12 protein-coding genes are annotated in these 14,496 nt (G+C 41.8%); 1 reads left to right on the top strand and 11 read right to left on the bottom strand.

Annotated elements, in window-relative coordinates; translation table 11 throughout:
- Positions 1-10 precede the first annotated feature (10 nt).
- Positions 11-2,620, bottom strand: coding sequence for a bifunctional acetaldehyde-CoA/alcohol dehydrogenase (adhE, locus tag FC60_RS01815; RefSeq protein ID WP_056936807.1), 2,610 nt, complete (start codon positions 2,618-2,620; stop codon positions 11-13).
- Between the two features lie 317 nt (positions 2,621-2,937).
- On the opposite strand from adhE, the gene potE reads away from it, so the two are divergent.
- Positions 2,938-4,254 carry a putrescine-ornithine antiporter gene (gene potE / locus FC60_RS01810; RefSeq protein ID WP_056936806.1) on the top strand — a complete coding sequence of 439 codons (1,317 nt, stop codon included), beginning with the start codon at positions 2,938-2,940 and terminating at the stop codon, positions 4,252-4,254.
- Between the two features lie 96 nt (positions 4,255-4,350).
- Here the strand turns inward: potE and FC60_RS01805 are convergent, their stop codons facing one another.
- From FC60_RS01805 to FC60_RS01760, 10 genes are all read right to left on the bottom strand, one after another.
- A complete protein-coding gene (locus tag FC60_RS01805) occupies positions 4,351-5,553 on the bottom strand; it encodes a hypothetical protein (protein WP_156399292.1) in 1,203 nt (400 codons plus the stop codon).
- 1 nt (position 5,554) lies between these two features.
- On the bottom strand, positions 5,555-6,325 hold the full coding sequence (gene proC, locus FC60_RS01800; protein ID WP_056936804.1) for a pyrroline-5-carboxylate reductase: 771 nt from the start codon (positions 6,323-6,325) through the stop codon (positions 5,555-5,557).
- A 10-nt stretch (positions 6,326-6,335) separates the two neighbouring features.
- Complete coding sequence (locus FC60_RS01795) at positions 6,336-7,577, bottom strand: glutamate-5-semialdehyde dehydrogenase (RefSeq protein ID WP_056936803.1); 1,242 nt, start codon at positions 7,575-7,577, stop codon at positions 6,336-6,338.
- Positions 7,578-7,581: 4 nt separating this feature from the next.
- Positions 7,582-8,385 carry a glutamate 5-kinase gene (gene proB, locus FC60_RS01790; protein WP_056936802.1) on the bottom strand — a complete coding sequence of 268 codons (804 nt, stop codon included), beginning with the start codon at positions 8,383-8,385 and terminating at the stop codon, positions 7,582-7,584.
- Between the two features lie 127 nt (positions 8,386-8,512).
- The gene (locus tag FC60_RS01785; protein ID WP_056936801.1) at positions 8,513-8,980 is read right to left on the bottom strand and encodes a Dps family protein; all 468 of its coding nucleotides are present in this window, start codon (positions 8,978-8,980) and stop codon (positions 8,513-8,515) included.
- A gap of 101 nt (positions 8,981-9,081) precedes the next feature.
- Positions 9,082-10,791, bottom strand: a complete 1,710-nt coding sequence (locus FC60_RS01780; protein WP_056936800.1) for an ABC1 kinase family protein — start codon at positions 10,789-10,791, stop codon at positions 9,082-9,084.
- Between the two features lie 124 nt (positions 10,792-10,915).
- Positions 10,916-12,109 carry a tryptophan synthase subunit beta gene (gene trpB, locus FC60_RS01775; RefSeq protein ID WP_056936799.1) on the bottom strand — a complete coding sequence of 398 codons (1,194 nt, stop codon included), beginning with the start codon at positions 12,107-12,109 and terminating at the stop codon, positions 10,916-10,918.
- Positions 12,110-12,387: 278 nt separating this feature from the next.
- Positions 12,388-13,044: an NAD(P)-dependent oxidoreductase gene (locus tag FC60_RS01770; protein WP_056936798.1), complete on the bottom strand. Its 657-nt coding sequence runs from the start codon at positions 13,042-13,044 to the stop codon at positions 12,388-12,390.
- A gap of 8 nt (positions 13,045-13,052) precedes the next feature.
- Positions 13,053-13,547 (bottom strand): GNAT family N-acetyltransferase, encoded by a 495-nt coding sequence (locus tag FC60_RS01765; protein ID WP_056936797.1) that lies wholly within the window; start codon positions 13,545-13,547, stop codon positions 13,053-13,055.
- A gap of 16 nt (positions 13,548-13,563) precedes the next feature.
- Complete coding sequence (locus FC60_RS01760; RefSeq protein WP_056936796.1) at positions 13,564-14,493, bottom strand: Ppx/GppA family phosphatase; 930 nt, start codon at positions 14,491-14,493, stop codon at positions 13,564-13,566.
- Positions 14,494-14,496 lie beyond the last annotated feature (3 nt).

Genomic DNA, 14,496 nt, shown 5'->3' with positions numbered 1-14,496 from the left:
AAATTGGTGCTTATTTATCTTCGACCCCAGTCCCTTCGTACTCATTAATCATAATTTGCTTCAAATCACTGATCAATGGTTCTTGAGGGTTAGCAGTGGTACATTGGTCCTCGTAAGCTAAGACTGCTAAGTCGTCAACTTTAGCATCAAAGTCTTTCTTTGAGACACCCCAGTCCTTAAGACTTAACTTCACGCCAACTGAGTGAGCTAAATCACGGACGGCTAGGCATAACTTATCAATCAATTCTTCATTGTTCTTCCCACTTAAGCCAATCGTTTTGGCAATCGTGGCGTAATCTTCATCGGCCCGGAAATATTCGTATTTTGGCCAAGTCGTAAACTTCTTAGGAAGCGTAGCATTAAACTTGATAACATGTGGCATTGTAATCGCAATGGCGATCCCGTGAGTTAAGCCAAAGGCTCCCCCAAGTTTGTGGGCAATCGAGTGGTTAATTCCAAGGAAGGCGTTAGCAAAGGACATCCCGGCTAAGGTCGAGGCATTATGCATTTCTTCGCGCGCCTTGGCATCTCCATTGTAGGACTTCGTTAAGTTTTCAAAGACTAACTTAATCGCTTGTAAGGATAATGGACGGGTGTAATCAGATGCCATATTCGATACATACGATTCCATCGCGTGAGCTAAGACATCCAATCCCGAAGCGGCAATGTTGCCCTTTGGTACCGTATCAACAAATTGTGGGTCCACAATCGCCACATCTGGTGTTAGAGCATAATCAGTTAATGGGTACTTAACATGCGTTTCTGAGTCCGTAATGACCGCAAATGGGGTAACTTCTGAACCAGTACCCGAAGTTGTAGGGATGGCCACCATTTGGGCCTTGGTTGGTTTTTCAAACCGGTAGGCCCGTTTCCGAATGTTGATGAACTTCTGCTTAGCACCAAAGAAACTAGCATCTTGATTCTCATAGAACATCCACATTCCTTTAGCCGCATCCAATGGCGACCCACCACCAAGGGCAATAATAGTGTCCGGCTTGAAGGAGTTCATCAAAGCAACCCCCTTCTTAACCGTTTCGGTACTTGGATCGTTTTCAACATCAGAGAAGACCATGTATGGCACTTCATTTTGCCGTAACTTCAATTGATCCGTTACCACATCAACATAGCCATGAGCTTGAATTGATGGTCCCGTAACGATGAAGACCCGATTGATGTCTGGCATATCCTTCAAGTAACGTACAGCATCCCGTTCAAAGTAAACACGTGGTAATTTAATCCATTGCATATTATTCCGCCTCTTGGCAATTGTCTTGACGTTGATCAAATCGTAGTCCGTCACGTTATGAGAAATTGAGTTAGCCCCCCAGGAACCAGTCCCCAAGGTTAAGGATGGCGTCATCCGGTTGTACAAGTTACCAATCCCACTTAACCCAGACGGTGAGTTAACAATCACCCGGGAAGCTTTCATTTGGATACCGTATTGCTTAGCTAACTCCATATCAGAAGTTTGGATCGCCGCCGTGTGACCAAGTCCACCATAGTCGAGCAAACGGGCACAAATGTCAAAGGCCTCTTCTTGGTCCTTAGCCTTGTAAATTGAAAGGACTGGACTTAATTTTTCGCCAGATAATAGGTCTTCATCTTTACCAACACCAGTGATCTCAGCTGCTAACACTTGGGTATCAGCTGGAACCTCAATACCGGCCATTTCAGCAATTTGCATCGCTGATTTACCGGCAATTGGTCCAAGAACGGAACCAGTTTCTGAATTAAACATTGCCTTGCGTAGCTTGTCTAAGTCCTTCTTTGGTACGAAGTACATCCGATTAGCCTTAAACATGTCCGTGACCTCTTTATAGATATCAGCGTCAATGACGGCACTGTTTTCCGTGGCACAGATCATCCCATTATCAAAAGTTTTGGATAGGATAATATCGTTAACAGCCCGTTTTAAGTTCGCGGTCTTTTCAATGTATACCGGACCGTTACCAGGTCCAACCCCCAAGGCTGGTTTCCCAGTTGAGTAGGCGGCTGTAACCATTCCTGGACCACCTGTAGCTAAGGTTGAAGCAACTCCAGGATGATTAATTAAAGCGGTCGAAGTCTCTCGACTAGGTTCATCGATCCATTGGATAGCCCCTTCTGGTGCTCCGGCAGCGATAGCTGCATCACGTAAAATCTTAGCAGCATGCCGTGAACTTTGTAAGGCTTGTGGGTGGAAACTGAAGATGATTGGGTTTCGGGTCTTCATAGCAATAATCGCTTTGAAGAGCGTCGTTGAAGTTGGGTTTGTCACTGGCGTAATCCCAGCAATTACCCCTAATGGTTCGGCCACTTTAATTAATTCGTTAGCCTTATCATCTTCAATAATACCAACGGTCTTGTGCTTGCGAATGTGGTGCCAAATTTCTTCCGTCGCAAACATATTTTTAATGGCTTTATCTTCAATCACACCCCGACCGGTTTCGTTATAAGCTTCCACGGCTAATTCCATATGCTTATCTTGACCAGCTTCCACCATTTGGTGAGTAATGTAATCAACTTTTTCTTGATCAAAGTCGCTCATGATGTCTAAGGCTTCGTGGGCCTTTTTAACTAAACCATCAACGATTTCTTCAGCTCGTTCTTTCGTCATCTTAGGCTTTGCTTTTTCTACCATGCTTCATGGCCTCCTAAAAAAAGTTTGTTACTTATTTCACAACTTATATACTACACCTTTTTTCAAGGGTGTCAATTAATTTAAGCCCTTTTTTATCCTTTATTTCCAGGAGTTTGTGAACGTCAGAATCAGGTAAGCGGTTTCATTTTTATAATGTTTGAATTTCTGTAATTACCCGATATTGTGAAGCTACTAACAAATATTTTTAGATTCTTCATAAAATATAACTAATTACGTTGTTTACCTTTCACCTGGTTTGTCGTTATAATAGATATCAATCTGCGTCCATCGATTTGACGCAAAACAAGGAGCTTTTCATGGAAAAACGAAAAATGAGTGTCTTCCAGTTGACGATCATTACGATGGTTAACATGTTAGGATCAGGGATTATTATGTTACCTGCTAAACTTGCGGCGGTCGGCTCAATCTCGGTGCTCTCTTGGTTGGTTACTTTAACCGGGGCCATGAGTCTGGCCTACATTTATGCTCGTCTGGGCACCTATGGTCATAACCGTAAGAACGGAATGGGTGGATATTCCGAGAATACCTTTGGTAAATTTGGGAATTTCTTAATCAATTACTCTTATGGGATTTCTTTGATCTTCGCAAATGTTGCCATTGCGGTAGCTGCCGTGGGCTATGGATCAACTTTCTTAGGTTGGGACCTCTCATCGACCGATATTGTAATTTGGACCATTATAATCTTACTAATTGCAACTTTCGCTAATTATTGGGGACCACGAGTAACGGGCCGGATTGGTTCTGTCACTGTATGGTTTGTCATAATTCCCGTTGGGTTTATTGCTATTTTTGGTTGGTTCTGGTTCAGTGGCCACACCTTTGCGACCAGCTGGAATCCTCATCACCTTAATTTATGGTCTGGAATTACGGAATCCGTTCCGATCACTCTCTGGTCATTCTTAGGTCTGGAATCAGCGGCTTCTAATTCGGATGCGGTGGAAAATCCCGAGCGTAATGTTCCAATCGCCGTCCTAGGCGGAACTTTAGCGGCTGGAATTATCTATATTCTTTCAACCAATGTTGCGCAAGGAATTATCGGTCACGCTGCCCTAGCAAAATCCAACGCTCCTTTCGGGTTAGTTTATGCTTCAATCTTAAGTCCTTTCTTTGGGAAACTCGTCATGGCAATGATGACGATCTCATGTATTGGTGCCCTCTTAGGTTGGCAATTCACCATTAGTGAAAACTTCCGAGTATCGGCCGTCGCTGGTTATTTCCCCAAATTTTTCAAATTGGTTAACGCTCACGGGGCCCCATTTGTCGGGATGCTCACTATTATGATCATTGAATTTATTCTTTCATTTATGACCATTAATCCAACCCTAAATGAACAATTTAACCAATTAGTTAATTTAGCCGTTGTCTTGAATCTGGTCCCTTATCTGCTTTGTATGGCTTCTCTAAAGGTTACCGAGGTCAATCAAATGAAACTAGGCTGTGAAGTACCTTTCCACCGAACCACCATGTTCATTGCCTTTATCGCTGGGATCTACAGTATCTACTCAATGTATGCTTGCGGAATTGATATTTTAGCGGCTGGATCACTAGTCGTCTTCTTTGGAATGTTAGTATACGGCTTAATCGCCGATCGTTTTACTGGATTTACTTTATAAAAGACAAAAGAGTTATGACTATTTTACTGGTCATAACTCTTTTTCATTCTATTCAGCTGATTTATAGATACAATTACTAACACACTTTTTAATTACCTATTCTTTTTTGAGAGATGGTACTTGTCTGCAAATGAAAGCATCGTAAGCTATATAGCAACTATATACATAAGTTGAAAGTACTATTACTGAAATAAAAACCAATGGATATTGAAGTCCAAAATTTGTCTTTGAATATGCTATTAAACTAACCATAGACATTACAAAGAAAGATAGTATATAACGTTTATCAATTACGGCAGAAAAAAGCAACATCAAATCAAGTAAATACCCATAACGTTCATGCATAGAAGGTAATAATACAACCATAGTAAAAACTGTAATCATACTTAAAGCAATTATATGTATTGCCTCAAGATTAGTATCATCTAGTTTATCTAAGACTATAGTATATATAACAACTAAAGAAAGAATTGTGAAAATTACCAAAAATTTACTAAAGCTATCAAAATAATGTCTCCCAACTGAATTAAAAATGGACGCAAAATTAGGATAATTAAAATTTAATCCGTATTGCTTATATTCATTTGTTTGATTCATATATACTTTTATAGGTGTTAAAAGATCTCTGCCAGCTATAAAACCTGGTATATTCATTAGATACATTGATACTAATATAATCAAAAAATGAACACAGCTTATATTTTTCTTTATCAAATAAAATAAGATATAAGCTGGAAAAATAAAAATTGTCTGTAGTTTAAATGAAAAAGCAATACCCAAGAAAATAAATGACGGTAATGGCTTATTTTTCATCAAATAATATAATGATATGCAAACAAAACTACAATATATCGAATCACATTGAGCCCACAATGCCGAATTTAATATCACTGTAGGAATCATTAATATAATTCCATATATTACATTGAAATCAATTTTCTTATTGAACTGTTTACATAATAATGCACTATAGAACGCTAAAATAAAATCAAACAAACTAGAAAGAGCTTTATACAAATACAAGTTGTTAATTGGAATGTAAGTAAACAGATCTATTATTAGCTGATATGGCACACCATAATCACCAACTTGAAAGTGTAGGGCCTTAATACCGCCAAGTTCTCTAATTTGCTCATACCAGGTAGATAAATATATATCGTAGTCTCCTGATCTAAATTTAAATAAGCACAACCGAATTACAACGCCTAAACAAGTAATAATACCAAAAATAAGTATTTTTCTATGTTTTAAAAGATAAGAAATTAAATTTCGCTCAATCCCCATTATTTTTCCTACCATTCTATTCAGCTGATTTATTAATAGCTTCAATCACGGCATGGCGGAAACCATTGGCTTCCAAAGCCATCACGCCACGAATCGTTGTTCCAGCCGGTGACGTAACTTGATCGCGTAGTTGGCTCGGGGTTAAGCCACTCTGACTTGCTAAAGCCCCCGATCCTTTAACCATACTTGCGATTAATTGGTAAGCCGTTGCTCGATCAAGACCCTTAGCGACTGCCGCATCACTCATCGCATCCATCATCACATCGACAAAAGCCGGGCCACAACCGCCCACTGTGCCAACAATATCCATCCGTTCTTCTGGTACTGAAATAACGTCGCCCAACAGAGCCAGTACCTGGTTAGCTATTTGACGCTGGTCAGCACTTAATTGATCATTGAAGGCTACGCCAATGGTACCAGCATTAATTGCTACCGGTGTATTTGGGACAAATGGGACCACCCCAGCCTGTGGGAGGACGGCTTGTAAATCGTTAGCTGTCACCCCAACAGCCGCCGACATCACAACCGTTCCGGCAGTTAAGCCCGCCAATTCTTTGGCTACATCTAAGGTCACGGGGACAGGTACCGTTAAAATCACCACATCAGGTTGTTCTGCAATTAAATCTTGGTTACGCTCATATAATTTGATCTTTAATTGAGCTGCTAACTGCTTAGCCCGTGGATTGGGATGATTAGCGGCCACCAAATCTACCTGCTTGGTTTTAGCCAATCCTTCTAAGATGGCACTTCCCATACTACCGGTCCCCACTATTGCAACTTTTGTCATCTCGATCTCCTTATTTTCGTACTTGTCCATCACCACGAATTACGTATTTCGTCGTGGTTAATTCCTTCAATCCCATTGGTCCTCGGGCATGTAATTTTTGCGTTGAAATTCCAATTTCGGCACCAAAGCCAAATTCGCTACCATCAGTAAAGCGAGTTGAAGCATTAACATAAACAGCTGCTGCATCCACCTCTGCTAAGAAGCGCTGACTATTGGCATAGTTATTGGTGATAATTGCCTCAGAATGTTGGGTATTATGCTGATTAATGTGGCTAATAGCTTCATCTAAAGTATCAACCACTTTAATGGCCATGATGTAATCATTATATTCCGTATCCCAATCTTCACTGGTAGCCGGATTAACCTGATCACCAAGAATTGCTTGAGCGCGTTTATCACCCCGTAATTCTACTTTTTGATCTATCAAGGCCTGGGCGATGGCTGGCAGGTATTCACTTGCGACCGCTGAATTAATTAATAATTTTTCAGCGGCATTACATACTGACGGTCGTTGCACTTTAGCATTCACAACTACATCAATAGCCATCGCCAAATCTGCATCATCATCTACATAAATATGACAGTTCCCCGCCCCCGTTTTGATCACTGGTACCGTTGCTTGTTGGGCTACCGCATTAATCAGCCGGGCCGAGCCACGCGGGATCAAGACATCTAAATACTCCGTTAACTGCATAAACTGATTGGCTACTTCATGACTTGTATCCTCAATTAACTGGATGGCATTCGGATCCAAACCATGATCAGCCAGGACCCGCCGTAAAACCTTCACTAACATCTGATTAGTCTGTAAAGCTTCTTTACCACCACGCAAAATCACGGCATTCCCAGATTTAAAACACAAGCCACTCGCATCAACCGATACATTAGGCCGCGCTTCAAAAATCATGCCAATTACTCCTAAGGGAACCCGCCGTTTGGCAATTTCTAATCCCGTCGGTGTCGTCCAAGCATCCACAACATCCCCGATCGGATCAGCTAACCGAGCGAGTTGTCGTAAGCCATCGGCCATTCCCACAATTCGGGCTCGATCAAGGGTTAACCGATCTACAAAGCTTGCCTTAAGCCCAACAGCTGCTTTCAAATCCCGTTGATTCGTCGCAATGATATTTTCAGTATGGTCCTCTAGCGCTTGGGCCATTGATCTTAAGGCTTGATTCTTTTCTTCCGTCGTTAATTGGGCTAATTTACGACTTGCTACTTGGGCCTTTTCACCCATCGTTTCTAAATTCATATGATCATCCTTTCTGAAAGAGTGTTCCCACTGGGATCCCGGCGATTACATCAAAAATCCGACTGGGATCTTGACCATTGATTAACACCATTGCTTTGCTATTTTCTAGCATCTGTTGGGCCGCTAGTAATTTCGTTTGCATCCCACCTGTGCCGTATTTGGAGCCTTTTCCACCTGCAACTTCCCAAATTGATGCAGTAATTTCATGAACTTCTTCCATCATCTTGGCGTCAGGATTAGTATGCGGATTATCATCATACAAACCATCAATGTCAGATAAAACAATCAGTAAATCCGCATTAATTAACTCGGCCACTTTGGCAGAAAGTTGGTCATTATCCCCAAAGGTCGTTTGATGATCCATTTCATCAACGGAAACCGTATCGTTTTCATTGACAATTGGGACAATCCCCCATTTCAAAAGTTGCTCAATGGAATTTAAGGCATTCTGTCGGGTTTCCGGGTCTTTTAAGACATCATAAGTTAGGAGAATTTGACTAATGTTTTGACCATAGGTGGTAAAACGCTCCAAATACATGGTGATCAATCGACTCTGTCCAATTGCTGCCAAAGCCTGTTGCGATGGAATCGCTTTGGGACGTTGTTCAAGGCCGACCTCATTCATGGCGACTCCAATCGCTCCTGAAGTAACCAAAACTACCTGTTTGCCTTGGGAAACTAGCCCCGAGATCACAAAACTTAACTGATCAATAGCGCGTAAATTGACCTTCCCGTTCGGAGTAATTAAAGTACTGGTTCCCACCTTAATTACAATTCGCTTAGCCTTAAGCTGCCGCAATTTTGCCATTAGTCCCGCTCCTTAAAGTATTTCTTCCATTTTACCAGAAAGCCAAGCTAAATGAATAATTGTTCGCTTTTTTGACTTTAAAATAAAATCTCCTTAGGAAGTCCCAAGGAGATTGAAAAATTATAATTTAAGCATCACGTTCCGGTGCCTTGCCAAGTTCGGCTTGAATCATCCAAAGCCGTTTTTCCGTTTCCGTCTTAAAACCAATGAAGATATCTTGCGTACTGAAGTCCTTTTCGTCATCACTGACTTCAATACCCTTTTGGTAAAGATCTGCTAAATAATGGTAATCCTTGGAAAGAATTTCAAAACGTTCCGGCGTTGACTTGTCCCAAGTCCCTGGTTCGTCAGGAATCTTAGTATGTTCCGCCATTTCGGTTAAAGTTGAGTATGGGGAGCCATCTAAAGCAATTAACCGTTCTGAAATCACATCTAATTGGGCATCCAAATCTTCTTGCCACTCATCCATCAATGGGTGTAGCTTCAAGAAGTTCGTCCCCCGCATGTACCAGTGGGTCTGATGAACAACCATTGATAATTGACTTAAATCAGCAACTAATTGGTTTAAAACTTCTTTAGTTTGTGGATATTTCATGATATCTCCCTCCTTCGATATATCTATTATAACGCTTTCTTTAGAAGGAATCTAATTAGGAGACCAACATTTACAAATTTTTAATTAAAATTATTGGTAATCTACTTCCGCCAACTCTTCCATAACCAAGAAATCATCATTATCACAACTAAGATAATTGCGATTACATATGCCCAAATTCCAAAATCATGGATAAAAGGATGATCAGTACTCCCAACCACCATAATTGAAGATCCCATGATTACCGCCGCAATCACGATTACAGTGGCTAATTGATTGACCATTTTATGTAAGGACTTTAATACTTTATCTTGTCCCTGATAATGGAAATTAAATTGTTGCTCCCCACTGGCCAGATTCGTCATTAACCGATTGACCTGATTTGGCAGTTTCGATAAGGACTCTAATGAACTATACATGGCTAAAGAGGCATCCCCCAAGCTTTCTCGCCAATTAAAATGCTCTTTTAAATATTTTTTAGCGAAGGGGCGCGCTACAGCCATCATCGAAATGGTGGGATCCAACTTGGCTACTGTGCCTTCCAGGGTCGCAAAAGCCTTCATTAGCATGGTAACTTCTGGTTTCATTTGTAAATGATTCGTTTGACAAAGCCGCGTGATCTCAAAAACCATTGTGCCAAAATCAATATCACCCAAACCTTGATTTAAATATGGTCGAATAAAGATACCAAATTGCTGGTTAAATTGTTGTTCATCAACCTGACCCGTCCGATTGCAAACCACCAAAACCGCTTGACTAATTTTGTAGATATCCTTTTGAACTAAGGCAATAATAATGTTGGCGATCCCATCCGCCAATTCGTTGGATAAGGTCCCCATCATCCCAAAATCCAAATAAACTAAACGAAACGGTGGTAATTCACTCGCTTTCTGATACTCAAATTCCAGATGGTTGAACGTTTTGGTTTTCGTATCAATCGAGACATTTGGTTGATCGGATGAGGTAACTGGTCGATATAAGATATTTCCTGGATGGGGATCAGCATGAAAAAAGTGATCGGTAAAAACCTGTTTAATAAAGTTTTCCACCAATTGATGGCCAATCGCGGTATTTCGAGCCTGTTCATCCATTGATAAGGGATGCTCCTCGCTCGCAAAGAGCTGCTTAATACTCTCACCTGTCATGGCTTGATTCACTAATATCTTGGCACTCGATTCATTGGAATAGACTTTGGGAACCACAAAGACTCCTTGGCCATTATTGAGATCATAAAAGCGTTCCCCATTTTTCACTTCATGGAGGGTATCAATCTCATTCATTAAAGAAGTGCTCAGTTGATCAAACACCTGTGGTAAATCCACTACCGATTTGCCATCATTGGGCACGTATTTCAGCATTTTCACGGCCCGGCGGAAGAGATTTAGATCCACTTGCACCAAAGTCGATACGTCAGGGTGTTGGATTTTGACCACGACCGGCGTGCCATCTAATAAAGTGGCATGGTGACATTGACCAATAGAAGCTGATGCAAAGGCGGTTTCTTCAAAACTAGCGAAATTTTCAGCAATTGTTTGGCCGGTTTGATCCTCGTAAATTTGAGCAATGACCTCATAATCGTCTGCTTTAACTTTATCTTGTAACTGTTGTAATTCATTGATCAGTGCTGGCGATACCAAATCGGGCCGGGTCGATAAAATCTGCCCTAACTTAATAAAAGTTGGACCTAACTCCTCTAAGGCCAGACGTATTTGGTCTGGGTTCGTCTGCCGATAAAAATTACTGATGAAAGAATACTTTTTAAGTATCGAGGTAATTTGAAGCAAGCGTTTCTTTCCAGAAATCGTCGTCATAAGTGTTGCCCCCCCATTTTCTTATAACTATATTATAAGAAATTTAACCATCTTTGGACACTCAAAAGAGGGTGAAAAGAAACCTTAATTGTCCCTTTTCACCCCTAAATGCATTTCTTGATTTCTATAATTCAACCCCTAAATAATCAGCGACTTGATTAACGTCCTTATCCCCACGCCCTGACACGGTCACGATCATGATTTGATCTGAATCCATAGTAGGCGCTAATTTTATTGCCTGGGCGAGGGCATGTGAACTTTCTAGGGCTGGAATGATCCCTTCCGTTTTTGATAAGAGTTGGAAAGCTTCAATCGCCTCCTGATCGGTAATGGGATAATATTCTGCCCGTTGAGCATCCTTAAGATAGGCATGTTCCGGACCAACCCCTGGATAATCAAGGCCCGCAGAAATAGAATAAGCCGGTAAGACCTGATCTTGATCATCCATTAGGACATAGGACTTCATCCCATCACTAACGCCAACCCGTCCATTGGTCATCGTGGCCGCATTTTCAGAAGTGTCAGCCCCTTTTCCAGCTCCTTCAGCCCCGATTAAACGCACATCCTGATCTTGCAAGAAGGCCGCAAATGAACCGATGGCATTGGAACCACCCCCGACACAAGCTACAACCGCATCGGGAAGCCGTCCTTCTTTTTCTAAAATTTGTGCTCGCGCTTCTTTACCAATCACACTTTGGAAATCTCGCACCATTTGTGGATAAGGATACGGGCCGACCGCCGATCCAACAATATAAAAGGTATTTTCTAGATTTTGCGCAAAATCAGCAAAGGCCGCTGTGACAGCATCTTTTAAGGTGCCTGTTCCAGCTTCAACTGGATTAACCTTGGCCCCTAATAAATTCATCCGAAATACATTTAGCTTTTGGCGCTCACAATCAACCGCCCCCATGTAAACTTCACACTCCATACCAAACCGTGCGGCCGCGGCGGCCGTCGCCACCCCATGTTGACCAGCTCCGGTTTCTGCAATAATCCGTGTTTTCCCCATTCGTTTCGCCAATAAAATCTGTCCCAAGACATTATTGAGCTTGTGTGCTCCCAAATGATTCAAGTCTTCTCGTTTAAGGTAGATTTTGGCGCCACCTAAAGACTTCGTAAAGGCTTCTGCATAATATAAAGGCGTCGTCCGACCGGAATAATCCTTCAATAAAGCCCGTAATTCGGTTAAAAAGCTCAGATCCTCTTTAGCCGCTTGATACGCCTTCGCGACTTCATCAAGCGCCACCTTAATATTATCAGGCACATATTGGCCCCCGAATTCACCATAAAACATATTTTTTTCTACTGCATTGGTCATTTTATTTACCTCGTTTCCTATTTGCTTGTCCATGGGCCATCTCCAGGTAAATAAAAAGAGCTGAGTGACAGCTACGCCACCCAACTCATTACTAATGAATGATTACGCCGGCATAGGCCCGATCAATTGATTTAAGTCAAATCAAAAGTAAGCCTACACCAAAATGTACACTTACTTAACTATGCCAGTTGTGCCAAGTTTTTAATGTCATTACGTAATCGTCCTTTCGTTTTAATTTCGTTAATTGTATTCTAATCATTTTTTAATGTCAAGGGAAATTATTGATTAATCACCGTAAATCGTTCCTGGTGATATTGTGGCTCGATAATTTCCTTAGTCAGGACAGCGCCCATCGTCGCATAGGTCGTAAATGATTCTCCCTGGTCATTAAACAATAATTCATCATGACCATATTTAACCGCTGCTGCTTTAGGGCCGACCTTAAATTCTGCCCCTGGCGACACCCCAACCCAGTTAACATTTTTGACGTTTCGCAAAAATTCTAATTCTGCTAACTGATTTTGTGGAATTGCAATCCATTCGTTGGCTCCAGGAGTTTTCGCAATATCATCCACGAACAAATGGTGATCATCACCGGTCTGTAAACTTCCGGCACCCAAGATAAATACTAAACGTGGGCTAGTAGTCTCACGGAAAAAACTGACTAACTTTGCCGCCAAATCAACTTGTAAATAGGATAGGTCTGGTGCGGTCGCAAAAGCATCCACGATAACATCAAAATCGGCCAGGTCTGCTCTAGTGAGCGCAAAGGCATCTTTTTCGAGCACCTTAACTTGATCACCTAGCATTGTTTTTGCTTTTTCACCATTTCGAACCAGGGCCGTAACTTCGATTTGACCACTAGCTTGGGCCGCCTTGGTTAATTCCGATCCGGCCTGACCAGTAGCGCCACTGATTCCAACTTTTAACATCATATCACCTGCTATTCATAGTTTTTCACGTAAGTTTTGATGGTTGCCCATTCGCCACGAACATGCGCAATCTGGGGTAAATCCCCCTGATATTTGTAGTTCACTTTAGCAAACAACTTTTGACTGGGCAAATTATCTGCATAAATGTAGGCAACAATCGTCTTGATCTTTAACCGCTCCGCCATTTGATCAACATATGCTAAGGCCCTTGAACCAATTCCTTGCCCTTGAACAGAATCATCAAGATAAAGACAAATTTGCGCACTTTGATCAAAATTCGGGTGAGGAAAGAATTCTTCCAAGCCAACAAAACCAATCACTCTTTGACGATCTAAAATCACCCATAAAGGAAAATGATTCGTAAAGGTCTTAAACCAGACTTGACGATCGTCGACGGTGACTTCTTGATCATCATCAGTAATCCCACCACGGCGAATCGCCTGATTGTATATCGCAGTCATGATTGGTAAATCTGCGGTCGTGGCTTGCCGAAAACTTACTGGCATTTACTCACCCCCGTAATTAAGCCTGATGATCTAAATAATCATAGAGAACTCCTTCACGTAAACCATGATTAGAAAAGACGACTTCTTGAATATCTAGCATCCGCATCACTAAAATGATCGGCATCCAGCCACCTACAATCACATCGGCTCGAACTTTCGCTAAACCTGGGGTCTTTTCACGTTGGGTCCGGTTCATTTGAATGACAGATTCCATAAGTTCATAAACATGCGCACTCGGTACATGCATCCCATGAATATCCGGAAGATCATCAGGATCAAGAGCCAACTGACGTCGCATAATTTTGGCTAAGGTCCGATTACTCCCTCCCAGGCCAATGAGTTGCTTCCCATGAGCCTCTTGGAGCCAATCAATTTTGGCTAAGGACTGTTCTACAAAGGTCATGGCTTTAAAGAGACTGACCGCTGAAATTTCATCATCTAACCCGAACCGTTGGGAAATTAAAACTGAACCCAGCGGGATCGAAATCCGATCTCTCATTTTACCTCCTTCGACGTAGACTAATTCGGTCGAAGCCCCACCCGTATCCATGATGATACAGTCATTAACCGGCAAAGTCCGCGTAACCCCGAGGTAGTCAAGATAGGCCTCTTGATCGCCAGAGATAACATCAAACTCTAGGTCCACCGCTTCTTTTACGCGCTTCAAAAAGTGCTTTTGGTTCTTCGCTTGGCGAACGGCTGCGGTCGCAATGGCATGTACCTGCGGATTGGGTAATTGATCATAGATTTTTTTTAATTCCTGCAAGGCCTTAATCGTCCGTTCCATCGGTTCTTTTTGCAAGACTTTATCGGGTCCCATATTTTCCGATAAACGGACGTATTCTTTAACTTGATGCGTTAACAAAAATGATCCATTCTCCATTAACTCATTGATCCGCATTCGAACCGAATTAGAGCCTAAATCGATCACAACAAAATTGATCATGGT

It is taken from the genome of Limosilactobacillus gastricus DSM 16045 (assembly GCF_001434365.1).
GTDB lineage: Bacteria > Bacillota > Bacilli > Lactobacillales > Lactobacillaceae > Limosilactobacillus > Limosilactobacillus gastricus.
This window is presented reverse-complemented; position numbering and strand designations above follow the sequence as displayed.

Bases quoted from the DNA above. Each gene is read 5' to 3' on its own strand.
- FC60_RS01785 (WP_056936801.1), bottom strand. From the start codon at position 8,980: ATGAAATATCCACAAACTAAAGAAGTTTTAAACCAATTAGTTGCTGAT.
- potE (WP_056936806.1), top strand. From the start codon at position 2,938: ATGGAAAAACGAAAAATGAGTGTCTTCCAGTTGACGATCATTACGATG.
- proC (WP_056936804.1), bottom strand. From the start codon at position 6,325: ATGACAAAAGTTGCAATAGTGGGGACCGGTAGTATGGGAAGTGCCATC.
- adhE (WP_056936807.1), bottom strand. From the start codon at position 2,620: ATGGTAGAAAAAGCAAAGCCTAAGATGACGAAAGAACGAGCTGAAGAA.
- FC60_RS01805 (WP_156399292.1), bottom strand. From the start codon at position 5,553: ATGGTAGGAAAAATAATGGGGATTGAGCGAAATTTAATTTCTTATCTT.
- proB (WP_056936802.1), bottom strand. From the start codon at position 8,385: ATGGCAAAATTGCGGCAGCTTAAGGCTAAGCGAATTGTAATTAAGGTG.
- FC60_RS01760 (WP_056936796.1), bottom strand. From the start codon at position 14,493: ATGATCAATTTTGTTGTGATCGATTTAGGCTCTAATTCGGTTCGAATG.
- FC60_RS01770 (WP_056936798.1), bottom strand. From the start codon at position 13,044: ATGATGTTAAAAGTTGGAATCAGTGGCGCTACTGGTCAGGCCGGATCG.
- FC60_RS01765 (WP_056936797.1), bottom strand. From the start codon at position 13,547: ATGCCAGTAAGTTTTCGGCAAGCCACGACCGCAGATTTACCAATCATG.
- trpB (WP_056936799.1), bottom strand. From the start codon at position 12,109: ATGACCAATGCAGTAGAAAAAAATATGTTTTATGGTGAATTCGGGGGC.
- FC60_RS01795 (WP_056936803.1), bottom strand. From the start codon at position 7,577: ATGAATTTAGAAACGATGGGTGAAAAGGCCCAAGTAGCAAGTCGTAAA.
- FC60_RS01780 (WP_056936800.1), bottom strand. From the start codon at position 10,791: ATGACGACGATTTCTGGAAAGAAACGCTTGCTTCAAATTACCTCGATA.